15 protein-coding genes and 2 tRNA genes are annotated in these 19993 nt (G+C 71.5%); 6 read left to right on the top strand and 11 right to left on the bottom strand.

Annotated elements, in window-relative coordinates:
* Positions 1 to 3: 3 nt before the first annotated feature.
* Positions 4 to 837, bottom strand: coding sequence for a phosphoribosylaminoimidazolesuccinocarboxamide synthase (locus ABZV06_RS21055; protein ID WP_355237195.1), 834 nt, complete (start codon positions 835 to 837; stop codon positions 4 to 6).
* Positions 838 to 975: 138 nt separating this feature from the next.
* Between ABZV06_RS21055 and ABZV06_RS21050 the strand changes: the two genes are divergently transcribed.
* Entirely contained in the window at positions 976 to 2307 is a 1332-nt protein-coding gene (locus ABZV06_RS21050) for an extracellular solute-binding protein (RefSeq protein ID WP_355623515.1), read from the top strand.
* A 66-nt stretch (positions 2308 to 2373) separates the two neighbouring features.
* Here the strand turns inward: ABZV06_RS21050 and ABZV06_RS21045 are convergent, their stop codons facing one another.
* On the bottom strand, positions 2374 to 2625 hold the full coding sequence (locus ABZV06_RS21045) for a hypothetical protein (RefSeq protein ID WP_089019121.1): 252 nt from the start codon (positions 2623 to 2625) through the stop codon (positions 2374 to 2376).
* Between the two features lie 172 nt (positions 2626 to 2797).
* On the opposite strand from ABZV06_RS21045, the gene ABZV06_RS21040 reads away from it, so the two are divergent.
* Positions 2798 to 6568, top strand: coding sequence for a S8 family serine peptidase (locus ABZV06_RS21040; RefSeq protein WP_355623512.1), 3771 nt, complete (start codon positions 2798 to 2800; stop codon positions 6566 to 6568).
* 117 nt (positions 6569 to 6685) lie between these two features.
* Here ABZV06_RS21040 and ABZV06_RS21035 read toward each other — a convergent pair.
* The 6 genes from ABZV06_RS21035 to ABZV06_RS21010 form a co-directional block, all read right to left on the bottom strand.
* Positions 6686 to 6762, bottom strand: a tRNA-Met gene (locus tag ABZV06_RS21035).
* Positions 6763 to 6891: 129 nt separating this feature from the next.
* A tRNA-Met gene (locus tag ABZV06_RS21030) sits at positions 6892 to 6965 on the bottom strand.
* Positions 6966 to 7025: 60 nt separating this feature from the next.
* Entirely contained in the window at positions 7026 to 7964 is a 939-nt protein-coding gene (locus tag ABZV06_RS21025) for a hypothetical protein (RefSeq protein ID WP_355623509.1), read from the bottom strand.
* Positions 7954 to 8463 (bottom strand): SigE family RNA polymerase sigma factor, encoded by a 510-nt coding sequence (locus ABZV06_RS21020; protein WP_355237180.1) that lies wholly within the window; start codon positions 8461 to 8463, stop codon positions 7954 to 7956. Before ABZV06_RS21020 ends, ABZV06_RS21025 begins: the two co-directional genes overlap by 11 nt.
* Before the next feature lie 196 nt (positions 8464 to 8659).
* Positions 8660 to 11656 (bottom strand): UPF0182 family protein, encoded by a 2997-nt coding sequence (locus ABZV06_RS21015; RefSeq protein ID WP_355237603.1) that lies wholly within the window; start codon positions 11654 to 11656, stop codon positions 8660 to 8662.
* A gap of 96 nt (positions 11657 to 11752) precedes the next feature.
* Entirely contained in the window at positions 11753 to 12766 is a 1014-nt protein-coding gene (locus ABZV06_RS21010) for a PDZ domain-containing protein (protein ID WP_355237177.1), read from the bottom strand.
* Positions 12767 to 12881: 115 nt separating this feature from the next.
* On the opposite strand from ABZV06_RS21010, the gene ABZV06_RS21005 reads away from it, so the two are divergent.
* Positions 12882 to 14198: a zinc-dependent metalloprotease gene (locus ABZV06_RS21005; RefSeq protein ID WP_355623507.1), complete on the top strand. Its 1317-nt coding sequence runs from the start codon at positions 12882 to 12884 to the stop codon at positions 14196 to 14198.
* A gap of 288 nt (positions 14199 to 14486) precedes the next feature.
* On the opposite strand, the gene ABZV06_RS21000 is transcribed toward ABZV06_RS21005, so the two are convergent.
* Positions 14487 to 15095, bottom strand: coding sequence for a hypothetical protein (locus ABZV06_RS21000; protein ID WP_355237171.1), 609 nt, complete (start codon positions 15093 to 15095; stop codon positions 14487 to 14489).
* A gap of 255 nt (positions 15096 to 15350) precedes the next feature.
* The gene (locus ABZV06_RS20995; RefSeq protein WP_355237168.1) at positions 15351 to 15881 is read right to left on the bottom strand and encodes a M48 family metallopeptidase; all 531 of its coding nucleotides are present in this window, start codon (positions 15879 to 15881) and stop codon (positions 15351 to 15353) included.
* Between the two features lie 526 nt (positions 15882 to 16407).
* On the opposite strand from ABZV06_RS20995, the gene ABZV06_RS20990 reads away from it, so the two are divergent.
* The 3 genes from ABZV06_RS20990 to ABZV06_RS20980 all read left to right on the top strand — a co-directional run bounded on the left by ABZV06_RS20990 (position 16408) and on the right by ABZV06_RS20980 (position 19239).
* The gene (locus ABZV06_RS20990) at positions 16408 to 16575 is read left to right on the top strand and encodes a DUF5679 domain-containing protein (protein WP_007464795.1); all 168 of its coding nucleotides are present in this window, start codon (positions 16408 to 16410) and stop codon (positions 16573 to 16575) included.
* A gap of 208 nt (positions 16576 to 16783) precedes the next feature.
* Complete coding sequence (locus ABZV06_RS20985) at positions 16784 to 17896, top strand: hypothetical protein (protein ID WP_355623504.1); 1113 nt, start codon at positions 16784 to 16786, stop codon at positions 17894 to 17896.
* A complete protein-coding gene (locus tag ABZV06_RS20980) occupies positions 17893 to 19239 on the top strand; it encodes an AarF/ABC1/UbiB kinase family protein (protein ID WP_355237162.1) in 1347 nt (448 codons plus the stop codon). Before ABZV06_RS20985 ends, ABZV06_RS20980 begins: the two co-directional genes overlap by 4 nt.
* 293 nt (positions 19240 to 19532) lie before the next feature.
* Here ABZV06_RS20980 and ABZV06_RS20975 read toward each other — a convergent pair whose 3' ends face one another.
* Positions 19533 to 19898: a WhiB family transcriptional regulator gene (locus ABZV06_RS20975; protein WP_139582271.1), complete on the bottom strand. Its 366-nt coding sequence runs from the start codon at positions 19896 to 19898 to the stop codon at positions 19533 to 19535.
* Positions 19899 to 19993 lie beyond the last annotated feature (95 nt).

Below are 19993 nucleotides of genomic sequence, written 5' to 3'. Positions count from 1 at the left end.
CGGTCACTCCCAGCGGTTGCCGGTGAGCTTCTCGTACACCTCGACGTAGCGGGCGCGGGTCGCCTCGACGACCTCGGCGGGTACGTCCGGCGCGGGCGGCAGCTTGTTCCAGCCGCCGCCGGTGGCCCAGTCCCGCACGTACTGCTTGTCGTAGGAGAACTGCACGCGGCCCGGCTGGTACGACTCGGCCGGCCAGAAGCGCGACGAGTCGGACGTCAGCAACTCGTCGGCGAGTACCAGGGTGCCGTCCGGCGCCCAGCCCAGCTCGATCTTGGTGTCGGCGACCAGGATGCCCCGGTCGGCGGCCAGCTCCGCGCCGCGCCGGTAGATGTCGATGGTGATCTGCCGGAGCCGTTCGGCGGTCGCCTCGCCCACCTTGTCCACCACGTCGGCGTAGGTGATCGGCTCGTCGTGCTCACCGGCCGGCGCCTTGCTCGACGGGGTGAAGATCGGCTCGGGCAGGATCGACGCCTCGTCGAGCCCGCGGGGCAGCGGTACGCCGGAGACCGCGCCGGTGCGCTCGTACTCCCGCAGGCCGCCACCGGTGAGGTAGCCGCGGGCGACGCACTCGACGGGAACCATGTCGAGTCGCTGGCAGCGGATCGCCCGGCCGGCGAACTCGGCCGGCACGTCGGTGGCCGAGATGACGTGGTTCGGCACCAGGTCGGCCAGTTGCTCGAACCACCACAGCGACAGCGCGGTCAGGAGCCGGCCCTTGTCCGGGATCGGCGTCGGCAACGCCACGTCGTAGATCGAGATGCGGTCCGACGCGACCAGGATCAGGTCGTCGCCGTCAGCGTACACATCCCGGACCTTGCCCGAGTGCAGAAGTTCCACGCGCCCTAGTACACCACGTGACCGGGCAGCGCCTGTTGCGGCCACCCATCCGACCGGGGTGACCGGACGGACGTTGACACCCTCGTGCGCCGCCTGCGTGAATGGTCCGGCCCCCGTCCGTTGGTGCCAGGAGACCCCGTGCCCGCTGTTCGTCCCACGCTCGACCGGTTTGGCGCCGACCCGGGCCGACGCCGGGTGCTCAGCGCGCTGCTCGGCGCTCCCCTGCTGGCCACCGGTGGGCTGGCCGGGTGCAGCGACGGCGCCGACACCTCGACCGGGAACGCGCCGGTGGAGCTGTCGGTCTTCTGGTGGGGCGGAGCGAAACGGGCCGAGCTGACGGAGAAGGCCCTCCGGCTGTACTCGGAGCGCAACCCGGGGGTCACCTTCCGGGTCACCTGGCAGGGCGTCGACGGCTACTACGAGCGGCTGGCCACCCAGGCGGCCGGCGGCAACGTTCCGGACCTGATCCAGCTCGACGACTCGATGTTGGCCGAGTACACCCAGCGTCAGATCGTCCTGGACCTGACCGATGCGATCGGCGATCACCGAGTGGACCTGCGTGGTTTCCCGGAGGGTCTGGTCCGCTACGGCACGGTGGACGGGCGGACGACAGGGGTGGCCGCCGGGCAGACACTCGCGGCTGTGGTCTTCAACCGCGACCTGCTGCGCGAGCTGCGGGTACCCGAGCCGCGCAGCGGGACGTCCTGGGCGGACTACATCGCGTGGGCACAGCAGGTCACCGAGGCCAGCGACGGTCAGGTGGCCGGCACGATGGACGCGTCCGGCGACTATCGCGCCCTCTGGCTCTGGCTCCGGTCCCAGGGCGGCGAGTTCTACCGGGGGCGGGAGCTCGGCTTCGGCGCCGACGAGCTGATCGCTTGGTTCGAGCTGTGGCAGCGCGCCCGCGCCGGGCGGGCCACACCGGGCGCGGCCCTGGTCGAGCAGGCCGACAGCGGGGAGCCGTCCCGGCAACCGGTGGTCACCGGGTTGACGGCCGCCTCCTTCGCGTGGTCCCACCAGCTGCCGGAGTTGCAACGACTCACCGACTCCGAGCTGGGTGTGGTGGGCTTCCCCGGTCCTGCGGGCGCCCAGTGGCCGCGCGCATCGATGTACTGGTCCGGTTTCCGGGGCACCCGCCATCCGGACACGGTGGCCGACGTGATCAACTTTTTGACCACCAACGGCGAGGCCGGCACGGTCCTCGGCCACGAGCGCGGCCTCAACCCCAGCCTCGCCGTCCGCCGGTACACCCAGGGCAGCATCACCGACCCGGCGCAGCGGCGCGCCGCCGCCCTCGGCGACAGCCTGGCCGACCAGCTCGGGCCGGCGCCGGAGCCACCGCCGAAGGGCCATGCCAAGGTGCGCACCCTGCTGGTCACCGCCGCCGAGCGCGTCCGGGTCAAGCGGGACGGCACCCGCGAGGCCACCGCCCGCTTCCTGTCCCAGGCCATCGGCGCCCTCGCGGGCTGAGCCCGCCGGTCGTTCCGCGCGGCGGTCACCCGTCGAACGCGGTCCTGCCCCAGACGGTGCCGCCGCTCAGCGCGGCGGACCGCCACGGCGGTTGCGCGTCAGTCGCAGCACCAGGAACACGATGATCGCCACCACCACGAGACAGCAGAGCAGTCCGAGGAAACCGAAGCCGCCACCACGGGAGCGCCGCCGCGCGGCCTCCACCACCAGCTCTCCGGTGCCCGTGGACGCCCAGGCCGCGACCGGCACGAAGACCGCGAGAACAACCGCACCGAGGACCGCGCTGAGCCGGCCCCACCACTTGCCGAAAGAAGACATGCGCCCATCCTCGCCGAAGGGCGCAACGTCGGCACGGCGGTCGACCCCAAATTCACGGGACCGGGCCCGGCCGCCCGCGCAATGTGCCCGCAACCGCACGGTAAAGACGATGATCTTTACATGAATCCATCGAGGTGATCAGATTCGGCAACTGGTCACCTCAGGAGGCACTGTGCGGCTCTCTCCCACCCGAAGATCTGCGGCAGCAGCGGTCGGCGTCACCCTCGTCGCCGCTCTCGTCACCCCGACGACAGCCCACGCCGCTCCGGCGTCCCCGGCACCGCCGACACCACCCGGTCGGGCCGCTGACGCCCCCGCCTCTCCCGTGACGGTCACCCTCATCACCGGCGACCGGGTGACCGTGACCCCCGGGCGCGCCGGTCAAACGCCCACGGTGGACGTCGCGCGCGCGTCGGGCGCCACCGGCTCCGTACGCGTCGCCACCGAGGGCGGCGACACCTACGTGTATCCGGACGAGGCGTTGCCGTACCTGGCGACCGGCCGCCTCGACAAGCAGCTCTTCGACGTCACGCAACTCATCGCACAGGGCTTCGACGACGCACGGGCCAGCGCGCTCCCGCTGATCGTCACCCGCGCCACGGACTCGGCGACGCTCCGGACCCGCACCGACCTGCCGGGCGCGGAGACCACCCTGGACCTGCCGTCGGTCCGTGGCCAGGCGATCCGCGCCCACCGCCCGCAGGCTGCCGACTTCTGGTCGGCCCTCACCGCCGGACGTTCCGACACAGCGGCGTCCACGACACGCTCGGCCGACGCCGCGACGCCCTCCTTCGCCGCCGGCGTCGACAAGGTGTGGCTCGACGGCAGGGCGAAGGCCGCCCTCGCCGACACCACCGCGCAGGTCGGCGCACCGGCCGCCTGGGCCGCCGGTGGAACGGGCAGCGGCGTACGGGTGGCCGTGCTGGACACCGGAGTGGACACGACCCACCCGGACCTCGCGGACCAGGTCGTGGCGTCCCGCAGCTTCATCCCCGGCCAGGACGTCATCGACCGCAACGGGCACGGCACCCACACCGCGTCCACGGTCGCCGGGACGGGCGCCGCCTCCGACGGGCGGGAGCGGGGGGTCGCCCCCGGCGCCGACCTGGTCATCGGCAAGGTCCTCGACGAGTTCGGGAGCGGGTCGACCTCGGGGATCATCGCCGGCATGGAATGGGCGGCGCGGACCGAACACGCCAAGGTGATCAACATGAGCCTCGGCGTCAGCGCCTGGCACAGCCAGGATGATCCGCTGAGCCAGTCCGTCAACCAACTGAGCGCCGAGACCGGTGCTCTCTTCGTCGTCGCCGCCGGCAACGGCGGCCCGGACCCGTACACCCTGGGAGCGCCGGGGACCGCGGACGCCGCGCTGACCATCGGCGCGGTGGACGCCACCGACCACCTGGCCGACTTCTCCAGCGCCGGACCCCGGATGATCGACGACGGCCTCAAGCCCGATCTGACCGCCCCGGGGGTGGACGTGCTGGCGGCACGCTCGCAGCACATCGAGTGGGGCGAGGGCTTCTACCGGCTGGACAGCGGCACTTCGATGGCGGCACCGCACGTCGCCGGCGCCGCCGCCCTGTTGGCACAGAAGCACCCGACCTGGAGCGCCGGGCAGATCAAGGACGCCCTGATGAGCACCACCGTGCCGACGCCCGACTACAGCGCCTACCGGGCCGGCACTGGCCGGTTGAACGTCGCCGCCGCCTACCACCAGGACCAGATCATCGCGACCGGATCGGTCGACGCGGGTCTCGTCCGGTGGTCGCCGCGTACGCAGCCGCAGCGCATCACCCGGAAGATCACCTACACCAACACCACGAGCAGCGCCGTCACGTTGGCGCTCTCCGTCGACGGCACGGACGCCCCCACCACGACCTTCACGGCGGGCGCCACCCGGCTGACGGTGCCGGCACAGGGCACCTCGACGGTGGACGTCGTGGTGGACCCGAAGGGCCTCACCCCCGGCCGTTACTCGGCCCGGGTCACCGCCCGCCACGGCGCCGGTGTCGTGCACACGGCCGTCGGAATCGCCGTGGAGTCCAAGAAGTACGACCTCACGATCCGACTGAAGGACCGCGCAGGCCGGCCCATGAGTGGTGAGGTCGAGGTCGTCGGTGCCGACGGCGTCTCGACCTTCATGTGGGTACCGGACGGACAGCTGACCAGCCGCTGGACGCCCGGCTCCTACACGGTCGTCGGCGCCGTCGACGTCAAGGGTCTGCACGGCGACCGTTCGCTCGGCCTCGCGCTGCTGACCGTGCCCGAGGTGGAGTTGACGACCGACCGGGTCGTCGACCTCGACGCCTCGAAGGCACGTCAGGTGAAGGTGGCGACACCCCAGCCGACCGCCATCACCAACAGTCGCATCGACGTCTACCGCTCGTTCACCTCTCGCGAGCCGACGCCCAGCGACACGAGCGCCCTGCACGAGACGTTCTGGCCCGGCGCCACCTACGACAGCCTCTGGGCACTGCCGACCAGGGGCACGGTGCGACAGGGCAGCTTCGTCTTCACCACCCGCATCCGGGCGGAGCAGACACCGCTGGTGATCAGCCACGAGGGCGGTCGCATCGGTGACCCCCTCGCACAGCCGGGCGCCCACCCGCTGACCGACGGCATGACACGCCTCGGCGCCGTCTTCGCCGGCACCGGCTCGACGGCTGACTACACCGGCGTGTCGGCCCGTGGCAGGGCCGTCGTCGTGCGGCGGGACGACGCCGTACCCCCGTCGGAGCGGGTGAAGGCGGCAACCGCCGCCGGCGCGGCGCTGCTCCTGGTCGTCAACGACCGCGAGGGCCGGGCCAGCGAGTGGTACGGAAACTCCGACGGTACGACGAACGGACCGCTCCCGGTCGCGTCGCTGATCGCGGGTGGGGGCGAGAACCTGATCAGCAGGATCACCGCCGCCGGCCGCAAGGGGGTACGCCTCACCGTCACCGCCCATCCGTCATCGAGATACCTGTACGACCTGGTCGACTACCACCGCGGCGGCGTACCCGAGGATCCGTCGCCCAGGACGGACCCGAAGCACCTCGCCCGGATCGACCTCGTGTTCGCCCCGCCGCCCGGTCAACAGGCTGCCGAGACGCGGACCGACTTCCCGCCGTACGAGTGGGCGGCCGCCCGTGGTTTCCGCTTCCAGCCGGTGGCCCCGGGGCCGCGTACCGACTGGGTCTCGGCCGGCGACGGTGTCCGGTGGAAGCAGTTCGCGGACGTCGTCAACTGGGGACGGTCGAACACCGACGAGATCGCCTACCGGCCGGGCAGCGTCCAGAAGGACCGCTGGTTCGGGCCCATCACACGACCGCGCCTGCTGACGTACGACATCCCGTTCCGCAGCGAGTTCGGGATGAGCGCCTACATCCAGGGATTCGGTGACGCCGGTGCCGCGCACAGCGGCGGCGCGGCCATGCTGCAACGGATCTCGTTCTACCAGGGCGACAGACAACTGGTGCAGTTCGAGAACTGGCCGGAGCTGTTCGCCGGTGACCTGCCGGCGCAGACGTCGCCGTACCGGCTGGTCGTCGAGACGGAGACCAAGCCCGAGTACAGCCCGTACTCCTCGAGCACGCGTACCGACTGGACGTTCTTCTCCGGTGCCGTCACCGAGGTGCAGGCGACGCCGCTGGTCCAGTTGGACTACGGCACCGACGTGGACCTGGCGGGCCGCGCACCGCGCAGGAACGACCTCACCATCACCCCGGTGGTGGTGGGCAGCACCGCCGCGAAGGACGGGGTCTCCTCGCTCGCTCTCGAGGTCTCGTACGACGACGGGCGCACCTGGCAGCGGCAGACCCTCAAGGAGCGCAAGGGCACCTGGACGGCGGCCCTGAACGCGCCGGGCCAGGCCGGGTACGTGTCGATCCGCGTCACCGCGCAGCAGCGCAACGGCGGTGGCGTCACCCAGACCGTCAGGCGGGCCTTCGGCCTGAAGTGACGTCCGTGCGGGGGCCGGTCTGCGCCGGCCCCCGCACGCGACGGCGGTGCCGTCGCCGGAACCAGAAAACCCGGCCCCCCCCATCAGGGGGAACCGGGTTCTGTCGTGCACTTTCCGTGGTAGCGGGGACAGGATTTGAACCTGCGACCTCTGGGTTATGAGCCCAGCGAGCTACCGAGCTGCTCCACCCCGCGTCGGCTATTCAAGCTTAACCCATGCGCCCCGGCGATGATCAGCGGGGGTCACCGCCGGGCAACCGCGCGAGCGGACGCGACAATGACGAAAGCCCGCCCCCGGAATCCGGAGGCGGGCTTTCTCTTTCGTAGCGGGGACAGGATTTGAACCTGCGACCTCTGGGTTATGAGCCCAGCGAGCTACCGAGCTGCTCCACCCCGCGTCGGCTCGTTAACCGTAGCGCACCGACCCGGGGCACCGCAAAACGACTCCGATACCGCCGTCAGCCGAGCCAGTTCTCGATCGCCGCGACCGCCCGTCGGCTGTCGGCGTCGACCTGCGCGCGTTCGGCCGCGGTGTACTCCCAGCCCTGCTCCCAGAGCACCGTCACCACGTCGTCGACCCGGAAGGCCCGGACCAGCCGCACCTCGTACGCGCCCGGGTCACCCATCCCCGGCGGGTACGGGGAACGCAGCTCGAACAGCACCGACTCGTCGCCGTACACCCCCGGGTCCAGCAGGCGCTGCCGCCAGGTCCTGCTGTCGTCGGGCATCTTCTGCTCGGGGCAGGCGCGCACGGCCTGCCGCAGCTCCCGAATCGCGTCGTCGGCACGGCCGGGCCGGTAGATGGTGATGCTGTGCCGGTAACTGCCGGCCGGCACGCTCCCCGCCGGGGCCTCCGGCGTCTTGTAGGCGATCGACCGGGCGCGGCGCTGCACCACCGTCGACTCGCTGGCGTACCGGGCGTCGCACAGCGGCGGCAGGATCGGGCCGCCGGCGGTCGACTCCAGGCCCGTCCGGTTGGCGGCGGCCAGGACGAAGAAGGCGCGGTCCGGGATCGAGGTCGGCGGGTGGGCGGTCGCCGCGCCGGTGGGCGTGGCTGGCCGCGTACTCCCCGGGGTGGTGCGCGACGGCGTCGGACCCGACGACCCGGCCGCAGACGACGCGGACGGCCCGGGGGTCGGGGTGGGAGTCACCCCGCTCGGTATCGGGGCCGGCGCGCCGGCCGGTGGCGGCAGCGGCGCGGACCCGTCCGCGCTGAACGCCAGGCGTCCACCGACTGCCACCCCGCCGAGCAGCACCGCCACCGCGAGCGCGCTGCCGGCCATCCGGACGCGCGCCTGCCGGTCGGCGTGCCGCCGGACCACCTCGGGACGTGCCACGGTCACCTCGTCCGCGCTGACGGTGAGCGACCGGTACAGGTCGGAGATTTCAGCTGACATCGTTCGCCTCCAGCTCGTCGATGTGGACGTCGGGCAGCAGCGCGGCCAGCCGGGACCGGCCCCGGGACAACCAGGACTTGACGGTGCCGACCGGCACGTCGGCCTCCCGGGCGATCTCCTCCACCGGCAGGTCGAAGAGGTAGTGCAGGGCCAGCGCCTGTCGCTGCGCGGGCGGCAGTTGGCGCAGCGCGCCCACGAGCAGCACCGCGTCCTCACCCGGAGGGGGCGCGGTCGGTGGCGGCCCGCTGCGGCTCAGCAGCACCCGCCAACGGTGCAGGTGCCGCCAACGGTCGTTCGCCAACCGGGACACCACCAGCCGCAGCCACGCCTCCGGCGCCGGATGCTCGGCCAGCCGCCCCCACTGCCGCCAGGCCCGCGCGAACGCCTCCTGCACGACGTCCTGCGCCTCGGTGTGGTCGCCGGTCACCGCGTAGCCGTACCGCATCATCCGCCGCGAGGTGCCGCGGTAGAAATCGTCGAAGCTCCGTGCGTCCCTCACGACTGCCTCCCCCTTGTCCGCGCCCCCCCCGATGCATCAAGGACGGCGGGGAGCTGGTGTGGGTTGCGGGTCGGCCGGACAAATCGTGTCGGAGAGGCGACAGGCTGGCATACGGTACGGACGCGACGGAGCCCCCGGCGTCCAGACCCGGGTGGGTCCGACGACGAGGGCTCCGGTGTGCTCCGCAGGCGGCTGGTCAGCCGCCCGGGGTGGCCGACGGCGACGGGGGTGCCCCGCCGTTCGGGTTGGCCGCCTGCTGCGCCTGCTGGAACGCGGTCAGCGCCTCGTCCAGCGCCTTCAGCGCGCGACCGTACCGCTCGAAGTCCCCGGACGTCTGCGCGGCGCGGACCTCGGTGATGGCGGTCTGCACCCGGTCCGCGGCGGCGGCCAGCTCACCGGTCGGCGGCGGCGTCGCACTGCCCGGCGCCGGGGTCGTGCTGCCCGGCGTCGGCGTCGCGCTCGGCGACGGGTTGGTCGGGTTACCTCCCGTGGAGGGCGGGGGCGAGGTGCCCTGCCCGGCCTTCTTACCCTGATCGACCAACTGCTTGATGCCGTCGTTGATGTTGTCGGCGAGCGCCACGAACGAGCCGCCGTCACCGTAGGAGAGCAACACCTTCTGCAGCAGCGGGTACGCGTCCTGCTGGTTGCTCTTCACGTAGACCGGCTCGACGTAGAGCATGCCGTCGGCGAAGGGCAGCGACAGCAGGTTGCCGTACTGCACCTGCGCCTGGTTGCTGGAGAGCAGGTTGAGCTGCTGTCGGATGTTCGCGTTGTTGGTCATCTGCTGGTGCACCTGCACCGGCCCGGAGATCCGGGTCTGGTCCGGCAGCTCCAACACCTCGAGCCGCGGCTTTCCGTCGACGTACGACCCGGAGATCAGCGCGGCCAGGTTCTGCCGGCCGTTCGGGGTGACCGCCGAGGTGAGCTGGAACCGCGGGCTCTCCTGCCCCGGGAACTGGGTGAAGAGGTAGTACGGCGGCTGCTTCTGGCCGCTGTCCGGCGCGTCCGGCACGTTCGGCACCTGCCAGAAGTCCTGCGCCGAGTAGAAGTCACCCGGGTTGGTCACGTGGAACTTGGTGAGCAGGTTGCGCTGCACCTTGAACATGTCCGCGGGGTAGCGCAGGTGCTCGGTCAGCTCGGGCGGGATGTCCGCCTTCGGCTTGATCAGGTCACCGCCGAAGGCCTTGTTCCATGCCTTGAGCACCGGGTCGGTGTCGTCGTACTCGTAGAGCGTCACGGTGCCGTCGTACGCGTCGACGGTGGCCTTCACCGAGTTGCGCATGTAGTTGACGTTCTCCCGGGCCAACTGGAAGGTGCCCCGGTTGGTCAGCTCGTCGGTCGTCTCGACCTGGAGGTTGACGCGCTCGGCGTACGGGAAGGTCGCGGCCGTCGTGTAGCCGTCGACGATCCACTGCACCCGGCCGTCGACCACCGCCGGGTACGGGTCACCGTCGAGGGTGAGGAACGGCGCGACCTTCTCCACCCGGTCCCGCGGGTTACGCACGTACAGCAGCTTGGAGTCCTTGTTGATCGCCTCGGTGAGCAGGAAGTTCGACTCCTGCTCCTTGATGGCGTACAGCAGCCGTCGGCTGAACGAACCGATCTTGACGCCGCCCTCACCGGTGTAGGTGTAGGACTCGCCGCCACCCTCACCGACCGGCCTGTCGAACTCGGCCTTCTTGTTCGGGTCGGACTGCCCGACGATCGCGTAGTCGTCGGGCGCCATCCGCTCGCCGTAGTAGATGCGCGGCTGCTTGGCGGGAATCTGCTCGGTCTGCGAGGAGCACGCCTCCTGGGTCCGCTCGCCGAGGAAGCCCGAGACGAAGAAGGGCTGCCCGCCGCACACCACCTGGTTCGCCGGGGCGGCCACCAGGCCGTACCCGTGGGTGTAGACGGTGTGCCGGTTGATCCAGGTGTTCTGCTGGTCGGTCAGCTCACCGTAGTTGATCTCCCGTACGCCGACGACGTAGTCGGAGGTCTTGCCGTTCACCCCGTACCGGTCGATGTCCAGCTTGGGGCCGAAGTCGTAGAAGCCCCGCACCTGCTGGAGCTGGGTGTACGTCTCGCTGACCAACTGCGGGTCGAGCAACCGGACGTTCGACACGACGGAGGTGTCGGTGGCCAGGTTCGCCGGTGGCGTGAGGTTGTTCGCCGCGTACGGAGTGGTCTCGGTGCCGCCCAACCCGAACGCCACACGTGTCGCGTCGATGCTGCGCTGGATGTACGGCGCTTCCTTGTCCTTGGCGCTCGGCTTCACCTCGAAGGTCTGCACCGCCCACGGGTAGATGCCGCCGATCGCCACCGCGGAGACGCCCAGCAGGGCGAGGGAGATGCCCGGCCACACCAGGTTCCGCATCCAGGCGTTGGAGAACACGATGATCGCGATGGCCACCACGACCGAGATGTACGCCAGGATCTCCTTAGCGGGCAGCAGCGCGTTGACGTCCGCGTAGCCGGCACCGTACAGCTTGGCGCCCTCGTTGTACTCCAGCAGCATCGCCCGGCGGTCCAGCACGTACGCGAGGGCCTTGAGCAGGACGAACACCGCGACGAGGCTGCTCAGGTGCGCGCGCGCCGCGGTGCTCATCCGGTCACCGACGCCCTGTAGGCGAACCCCGCCGAAGAGGTAGTGCACCGCAAGCGCGCCGATCAGCGCCAGCACCACGGCGGTGAAGCCGACACCGAGCAGGTAGCGCCAGAACGGAAGCTGGAAGACGTAGAAGCCGATGTCGACCCCGAACTCCGGGTCCTTGATCCCGAAGTCACCACCGTTGCGGAACAGCAGCCACTGGTTCCACCGGCCCTGCGCGGACAGGCCGGCGAAGAGGCCGATCACGGCGGCGGTCAGCGCGATCCACGTGCCGAGGCGCGGGCTCAGCGCCATCCGGTAGCGCTCCAGCGTGGCCTGCTCCACCGAGTGCGGTCGCAGCCGCGGCCGCAGCCGGTACGCCAGCCACAGGTTGCCGCCGACGACCACCGCCATGCCGACACCGATGGCGAGGAAGAGCAGCAGTCTGGTGACGAGCACACCGGTGAAGACCTCGGTGTAGCGCACCTCGTCGAACCAGAGCCAGTCGGTCCACGCCTGTACACCCCAGCCGAGCAGGGTGAAGAGCACGAACACCCCGACCAGGACGGCGATCGTGACCCGGCCGCGCCGGCTCATCCTCGGCAGAGGGCTGCTGCTACGCATTACCACTGTTGGCTCCGCACGCTCGATGTGATCGGCTCCGATCAGGCACCCAGAGTACGGGGTGTTCCTGAGCGTGTCGGGGCACGGTCACACGGGTCAGCAGCGGGTCGGCTGACCACCCGCGCGCAGCGTGTCCAACGCGGTCAGCGCCTCGTCCAGCGAGCCCACCTTCAGCAACGGCAGGTCGGGCTGTGGGTTACGGACCGCCTCGGCGCAGTTGTCCGCCGGCACCAGGAAGACCTTGGCCCCGGCCCGCTTCGCGCCGACCAGCTTCTGGGCGATTCCGCCGATGGGGCCGACGGTGCCCTCGTCGTCGATGGTGCCGGTGCCCGCGATGACCTTTCCGCCGGTGAGGTCGGCCGGGGTCAGCTTGTCCACGATGCCCAGAGCGAACATGAGGCCGGCGCTCGGTCCGCCGATGTCCTCCAGGTCGATGCCCAGGGTGAACGGGTGCGGCTGCTGCTGGTCGATCTCGACCCCGATCCGCGGCCGGCCGTCCTGCTCCCGACTGGTCACCGTCGCGGTGGCCGCCGCGCCGTCGCGCGTGTAGCCGATGGTCAGCGCCGTACCCGCCGGCTTGGCCCGGATCAGCTCGGTGACCTTGGCGGCCACCGGCACCGGCTTACCGTCGACCGACGTGACCACGTCGCCGACCCTGAGCACCCCGGCGGCCGGACCGTCCGCCGCCACCGTCTTGATCACCACCTGGACCGGGAAGCCCAGTTCCCGCAGCGCGGCGGTCTCGGCGCTCGTCTGCGACACCTTGAAGTCCTCGGCGTTGCGCTGCTCGACCTGCTCGGTCGACTCTCCCGGCGGGTAGACCAGCTCGCGCGGTACCACCGCCTCGTCGTCGGAGAACCAGCCGGCGATCGCCGAGCGGAGCCGCACCGTCGGCTGCACCCCCACGGTCGTCAGTCGGAGCTGGCCCGCGGAGGTGGAGGTCTCCCGGCCGGTGACCTGGATGACCTCCTTACCGTCGGTCGTTCCGAGGGTGTTGACCGTCGGGCCCGGGCCGAGCACCACGTACGGGATCGGCACCCGGAGCACCCCGATGCTCAGCAGGGCGGTGAACAGGGCACCGAGCAGGACCGTCAGGCCGCGACGTCTCATGCGCCAGAGCGTACCGATCGCTGCCGGCCCGTCCGACGGATGCGCCACGCGACTTCGCCCTCAGCGCAACGCCAGCGGCGGCTACCTGGGGCGCGGCCCGCGTACCGTAGACGTCGTGCCTGATATTCCGTTCGGTTTCGCGCTCCCGGGTGGGCAACCACCAGACCCCAACGATCCCGCGCAGATGCAGCAGTTCATGTCGCAGTTGCAGCACCTGCTCTCGGCGCCGGGCAGCGGGCCGGTCAACTGGGACCTGGCCCGGCAGGTGGCCGCCAGCCAGCTCGCCGCCAGCGGCGACCCGGCCGTGTCGCCGTACGAGCGCCACGCGGTCGAGGAGGCGTTGCGCCTGGCCGACCTGTGGTTGGAGCCGGCCACGGCGTGGCCGTCCGGCATCCAGTCCCCGGTCGCCTGGAACCGCAACGAGTGGATTTACAAGACGCTCGACGTGTGGCGCAAGCTCTGCGACCCGGTGGCCAGCCGGATGGTCGGCGCGATGGGCGACCTGGTGCCGCCGGAGGCGCGCGCCCAGCTCGGCCCGATGCAGTCGATGGTGGCCACCCTCGGTGGCGCGCTCTTCGGCGGTCAGCTCGGTCAGGCTCTCGGCTCGCTCGCCGCGGAGGTGCTCTCCGCCGGTGACATCGGCCTCCCGCTCGGCCCGGCCGGCACGGCCGCGCTGATCCCGGCCAACATCCGCGCGTACGGCGAGGGCCTGGAACTCCCCGAGGACGAGGTACGCCTCTACGTGGCGCTGCGCGAGGCCGCCCACCAGCGGCTCTTCCAGCACGTTCCGTGGCTGCGCGGGCACGTGCTCAGCGCCGTGGAGATGTACGCCTCGGGCATCCGGGTCAACCGGGAGGCGATCGAGGAGGCGATGGGCCGGGTCGACCCGACCGACCCGGAGTCGATGCAGGCGATCGCCCTGGAAGGCATCTTCACCCCCGAGGACAGCCCGGCTCAGAAGGCCTCGCTGGCCCGACTGGAGACCGCGTTGGCCCTGGTCGAAGGCTGGGTGTGCCACGTGGTGGACAGCGCCGCCAGCGACCGGCTGCCCAACGTCGTCCGGCTCGGCGAGGCGTTCCGCCGCCGCCGTGCCGCCGGTGGCCCCGCCGAGCAGACCTTCGCGGCGCTCGTCGGCCTGGAGCTGCGCCCGCGCCGGCTGCGCGAGGCGGCGGCCCTGTGGGCGGCGCTCACCCAGCACCGCGGCATCGAGGGCCGGGACGCCGTCTGGGGCCACCCGGACCTGCTCCCGTCGGACGACGACTTCGCCGACCCGGTCGCGTTCGCCATGAACGACATGGACCTGAGCGAGCTGGACAGCTTCGACTTCACGGCCCCGGGCGGCGCGCACGAGAAGGCGCCGGGCGAGGCCGACGACACCGAGGACGAGGGCGGCAACGACGGCGGCGGCACGGACGGCGGCACCAGGAGCTGACGCGGCCAGGCCGGACGTCGCGCGGGTCGGGCGTCCGGCACACGCCCGCGCCGCTCGGGCGTCCGGCACACGCCCGACGCGGCTCGGCGGCTCGGCGCGGCTCGATGATCCGGGCGCGCGCCCGGCGCGGCTCAGTAATCCACTCGGCTTCCTGGATGGCGGGTTGTCCGCGCGGCCTGGACGCCGCGCCTTCCTGGAACCCGAGTGGATCACGCCCGCGACAACCCACCGGGGCGGCCGACGCCTCGACAGCGCGGCGGCCAGGCGAACGGCGATCAGGCGCGGCGATCAGGCGGGGCGGCCTGAGCCCGACAGCAGCGAGCGGGTGGCCTCCCAGCCTTCGAAGGCCGGGTCCAGCGCGGCGAGGTCGGCCGGGCCACGTTGGCGTCGCCAGCCGGCCGTGACGGCGACGTCCCCTGGCTGGGGGGCGCCGACCCGGGCGTCGGCCGGCACTGCGGTGTCAAAGTCGAGCGGGGGCAACCACTGCGGCACGGGCAGCCGTACGGCCACTCCGAGCAGACCCGGGCCGCCGCCCTCGGCCGGGGCGACGGCGACCGACCGGGTGGTGAGCGGGCGCAACAGCTTGCCGACGGTCAGCGCGGGCAGGTCGGGCACGTCACCCACGAGCACTGCCGCCTGGTCGTAGCCGTCGAGCGTGGCGAACACCGCGTTCGGCGTCGGCTCGGGCACCTCGTGGACGGCGGTGCCGGGCCAGACCAGCGCGTCCGCCAGCGGACGGTCTGCCGGGGTCACGGCGACGGCCACGTCCACCTCGTTGAGGGTCGCGACCAGGTCGATGACATCCTCGGCGAGCGCCGCCCGCCACTCCGCCAGGTCGATCCCCGGCGGCGACCACCGCACCGGCCCGAACATGACCACCACCACCCGCCGCGCCATGACCCGACCCTAACGCCCCGACCTACCGCCCCGCCCACCCCGCCGAGCCCACCCGACCGAGCCCAACGCGCGCCGAGCCCGCCTCGCCGAGCCCAACGCGCGCGACCCGCCGCACCGCGCAAGCCCAGACGGGCCAGTCAGCCGGCGGGCCCGATGATCGACTCCACATCAGCGATGTCGGGGCATCCCGACGCCAGGACACCCCGACATCAGCGATATGGAGTCGGTCACTGCTGGGCTGGGCCCAGGGGCGGGTCAGGTGGGCACGGGGGCGCAGGATGCGGCGGCGACGCCTTCCAGGTAGCCGCGGGCGCGCTCCGACTTGGGGTACCGGCCGACGACCGCCCAGAAGCGGGAGTTGTGGCTGGGCACGATGAGGTGGGTCAACTCGTGCAGCAGCACGTAGTCGATCACCCAGTCGGGCATGTCCTGGACGCGGTGGGAGATGCGGATGCTGCGGTCGGCGGGGGTGCAGGAGCCCCAGCGGCCGTTCTGGTTGGTGACCCACCGGACGCTGGCTGGCACCGCCCTCTCGCCGTACCCGCCGAGGTAGAGGTCGATCAGCCGGTTGGCCCGGGCGACGAGTTCGTCGTCGGAGCGGGCCAGTCGGCCCTCGCGGGCGGCGAGCCGCGCCAGCATGCGGTCCACCCACTCGCTCTCCTCGGCACGGGAGAACTGGTCCGGGATGAGGACGACGACCCGCTCACCGTCACGGTACGCAGACACCGTACGTCGCCGACGCTGGCTGCGCCGCACCTCGACGACCGGCTTACGCGTCCCCGCCATCACTGGCCCGCGCAGCCTCGGCTACGTGTCACGAGGGAAAGCTAATGCGTACTGACCAGGGGTCCGCAAGAGTCAACCGCACGACACGCGCCCAAAAAATGGTGATTGGTCGTCCGGCGTCCCGAAAATTTCTTGACTGGACCACCCCTGAAGTGCCGTCGCGCCATCTCGTCACCCACCGTGTACGGCGATGGCGGCGTCGCACGGCCCTCTCCGACACGGTAGGTGATCACGGCGTCCGACGCTGCCGCGGGGGCACCCGCAGGAGTGGCTGGGAGGGTTTGGTCGGCGTGTCCCCGCCAAACTGACTTATCCGACCTAATTCGCCATGCACACTCTCGACGTCGACTTGCTCACAGTGACGATGCACAGCTGACATGGAACTGCCCAGACCTGGGTAGGGTCCGCGAACCAGCGGTCACGAAGGTGGCCGTGGAGTAAGACCCAGCGCCGGCGCCCCGTGTGGTCCGCCGCCGGGCATTCCGCCGGAACCGTATTGACCGGCGGACGAGACGAGGAGGGCACCGTGGCCGACCAGGCCCAGACCTACAACGGTTACTGCGTGAAGTGCAAGGAGAAGCGGGACTTCGAGGGGCACGTGGAGGTCTCGAAGACCGGCATGAACATGGCAAAGGGCAAATGTCCGGTATGCGGCACAACAGTGAACCGGATTCTCGGCAAGGCGAAGGTCTGACCCGTTCGGATCTGCGGGGGCGGGACGGCCACAGGGCCGTCCCGCCCCCGTTGCCGTCCAGAACGTAGACGGGCTTGTCGGGTGGCCGACAGTACGCGCCGCGGCCTGTGGATAACCCGGCAGAACCTGTGGACAAGGCTGGATACGACCCCGAGCGCCTGTGGACAACGATCGACCCAGCGCAGGGAAGCGGTCACGATTCGTCACCATGAGTCGTACCCCGCTGCCTCGCCCCACGCTCGTCCCCGGCCTCAGCCGGCTCTGGCGAGATCGACACACGCTGCAGATCGGCCTGGGCCCCGGCCCCGCCGCGCTGGTGGAGCTGACCAATCCGCGTACCGCTCACCTGCTCGATCTGCTGGACGGCAGCCGCAGCGAACGGGACGTGCTGGTCGAGGCCAGCGCCGCCCAGGTCCCCGCCGACGACGCGCGTACGCTGCTGGACGCTCTGCGCACGGCGGGCCTGTTGGTGCCGGCGCACACCCTGCTCCCACGCGACCTGACCGGGCCCGTCCGGACCCGGCTCGCCGCCGAGGCCGGAGCGTTGGCCCTGGTCGCGGCCCGGCTACCCGGCACCCCGGCCCAGGTCCTGCGTCGCCGGCGGGTGGCGCGGGTGCTGCTCACCGGGGCCGGAGCCCTCGGCGCCCCGCTGGCCGTGGCGCTGGCCCAGGCCGGCGTCGGGCAGGTGATCCCGCACCTCAGCGGCCTGGTACGACCGATCGACCTCGTCGGGACGGGCATTCCCGCCGCCGAGTTGGGTCAGCCGTTGGCCCCGGCGATCCGGGCGGCGGTCGACCGTGTCGCGCCAGGCACCGGCACCCACCCGGTCCGGGCCGCCCGGGTGGATCTGGTGATCCAGTTCGGCGCGGACCGTCCACCCGCGCTGCTCGCCGCCGGCCTGGCCCAGCGTCGCCAACCGCACCTGGTGGTGACCCTTCACGAGGGCGTACCGGTGATCGGACCGTTGGTGCGCCCACCCGCCGGGCCGTGTCTGCGCTGCGTCGAGCTGCACCGAGCGGACCGCGACCCGGCCTGGCCAGGGCTCGCCGCCCAACTGGCGGCGGCGCAGCCGGTGGCAGCGGGTGCGACCGGCACCCTGTTCGCGGCGATCGGGTACGCGGTGGCGGAGGCCCTGGCGCACCTCGACGGAGGCCAACCCGAGACGCTCGGGGGTGCCATGGAGATCTCCGGCGCGGGCCGGTTTCGTCGCCGGGGTTGGCCGCCGCACCCCGCGTGTGAGTGTTCACGGAGCCGGGTGTCCGCACCAGCCCGGCCGCACAGCAGCAGCGGAGCCCTCCGGTCGGTAACAATGGCGAAGTGACCGACATCCCGCGCCGGGCCGTGTCCCGGACCGCCAAGCTCGCCGCTCTGCCGCTCGGCTTCGCCGGCCGGACCGTCCTCGGCATGGGTAAGCGCGTCACCGGGCTCGCCTCCGACGTCATCTCGGCAGAGATCCAACAGCGCACCGCCGAACAGCTGTTCAGCGTGTTGGGGCAGCTCAAGGGTGGGGCGATGAAGTTCGGCCAGGCGTTGTCGGTCTTCGAGGCGGCCCTGCCGGAAGAGATCGCCGCGCCGTACCGGCAGGCGCTGACCAAGCTCCAGGAGGCCGCGCCGCCGCTGCCGGCCGCGAGCGTGCACAAGGTGCTGGCCGAGCAGCTCGGCCCGGACTGGCGCGACCGGTTCGTCGAGTTCAACGACACCCCTGCTGCGGCGGCGAGCATCGGGCAGGTGCACCGGGCGCGGTGGCGGGAGCCGGGGTACGGCCCGGCGGGCGAGCCGAACAGCCGCGACGTGGCGGTCAAGATTCAATATCCGGGCGCCGGTGACGCGTTGCTCGCCGACCTCAAGCAGCTCTCCCGGCTGGGCGGGATGTTCCGGGCCATCCAACCCGGCCTCGATGTCAAGCCGCTCCTCGTCGAGTTGCGTGAGCGGATCACCGAGGAGCTGGACTACGAGCTGGAGGCCGAGTCGCAGCGCACCTTCGCCGTGGCGTACGCCGACGACGACGAGATCTTCATTCCGGAGGTCGTCTCCGCGTCGCCCCGGGTCCTGGTCACCGAGTGGGTGACGGGCACTCCGCTGGCCGACATCATCCGCGAGGGCACCGAGGAGCAGCGGGACGAGGCCGGCCGGCTCATGGCGACGTTGCACCTCTCCGCACCCCAGCGGGCCGGTCTGCTGCACGCCGACCCGCACCCGGGAAACTTCCGGCTCCTGCCCGACGGCCGGCTCGGCGTGATCGACTTCGGCGCGGTGGCCCGGATGCCGGAGGGCACACCGGAGCCGATCGGCCTCATCGCCGGGCGGGCTCTGCGCGGCGACGCGGACGGGGTGGTGGCAGGGCTCCGGGACGAGGGGTTCATCGGCGCCACCGACGAGATCGACGCCGAGGGAGTCCTCGATTTCCTCCGCCCGATGCTGGAGCCCATCGCCGCCGACGGGTTCCGGTTCAGCCGGGCCTGGCTGCGGGCCGAGGCGGCACGGCTGGCCAGCCCCCGCTCCCCCACCTACCAGTTGAGCCGACAGCTCAACCTGCCACCGTCGTACCTGCTCATCCACCGGGTGACGCTCGGTTCGATCGGGGTGCTCTGCCAGTTGGAGGCCAAGGCCCCGTACCGAAGCATCCTGGAACGCTGGCTGCCGGGCTTCGCGCCGGTCGCCTGAGGACGTGACGAAGGGCGGGTGCCGGTCGGCACCCGCCCTTCTGCGTGGGGTGGTACTAGAGAATGCCCAGGTCGCGCGCCGACTGGTTACGGCTGTTCATGGCGACGGTACGGGCGGATCGGGTTGCCTCAGTGCTCGTGGTGGTACGACCGGCCTGAGGCCGGCGCATTCGAGCCCTGGTCAACGCTTCGTGGAGTAGTTGCATCTCGAAGGCTCCACTCGGAACGTTCAACATCGTTTTCTCACTCACTGCCGGTGTGTCACCGGCGTAGTTGGAACGGGTCGGGAACATGTCAGGCTGCCAGCCGGACCGCGCCACGCACCTCGGACAGCCCACTGGCCGCCAGGCGCGCCTCGGCCTCGACCCGGAGCGCGGCGTCACGAGCGACGTCCTCCTTGCGCGGACGGCCACGGGGCCGCTTGCGCGGAACGACCGCGCCACGCTCGAAGATCTCGCCGCCCCAGACGCCCCACGGCTCCGCTCGCTCCACCGCTCCGGCCAGGCACTCGACGCGCAGCGGGCAGTCCCCGCAGAGCGACTTGGCCAACTCGAGCTCGGCAGGCGAGTCGGAGAACCACAGGTCGGGGTCGAACTTCCGGCAGGGCAGGTTCGCCTCCAGCTCGACGCTCACATCGAGGGGGGCCAACGCCAGACTCATCTCCCGGTCACCTCTCTCTCACTTCGATCTCGTGGATCGCATTCCGACGTACTTCGGCGGGGCAAAAAACTGAGGCCGCGGATCCCGGTAACGGG

It is taken from the genome of Micromonospora sp. NPDC005172, assembly GCF_040608555.1.
GTDB lineage: Bacteria > Actinomycetota > Actinomycetes > Mycobacteriales > Micromonosporaceae > Micromonospora.
This window is presented reverse-complemented; position numbering and strand designations above follow the sequence as displayed.

Coding starts and splice junctions, on each gene's coding strand:
- ABZV06_RS21045 (WP_089019121.1), bottom strand. CDS start 2,625: ATGTCTTCTTTCGGCAAGTGGTGGGGCCGGCTCAGCGCGGTCCTCGGT.
- ABZV06_RS21025 (WP_355623509.1), bottom strand. CDS start 7,964: ATGTCAGCTGAAATCTCCGACCTGTACCGGTCGCTCACCGTCAGCGCG.
- ABZV06_RS21015 (WP_355237603.1), bottom strand. CDS start 11,656: ATGCGTAGCAGCAGCCCTCTGCCGAGGATGAGCCGGCGCGGCCGGGTC.
- ABZV06_RS21010 (WP_355237177.1), bottom strand. CDS start 12,766: ATGAGACGTCGCGGCCTGACGGTCCTGCTCGGTGCCCTGTTCACCGCC.
- ABZV06_RS21000 (WP_355237171.1), bottom strand. CDS start 15,095: ATGGCGCGGCGGGTGGTGGTGGTCATGTTCGGGCCGGTGCGGTGGTCG.
- ABZV06_RS20995 (WP_355237168.1), bottom strand. CDS start 15,881: ATGGCGGGGACGCGTAAGCCGGTCGTCGAGGTGCGGCGCAGCCAGCGT.
- ABZV06_RS20985 (WP_355623504.1), top strand. CDS start 16,784: ATGAGTCGTACCCCGCTGCCTCGCCCCACGCTCGTCCCCGGCCTCAGC.
- ABZV06_RS20975 (WP_139582271.1), bottom strand. CDS start 19,898: ATGAGTCTGGCGTTGGCCCCCCTCGATGTGAGCGTCGAGCTGGAGGCG.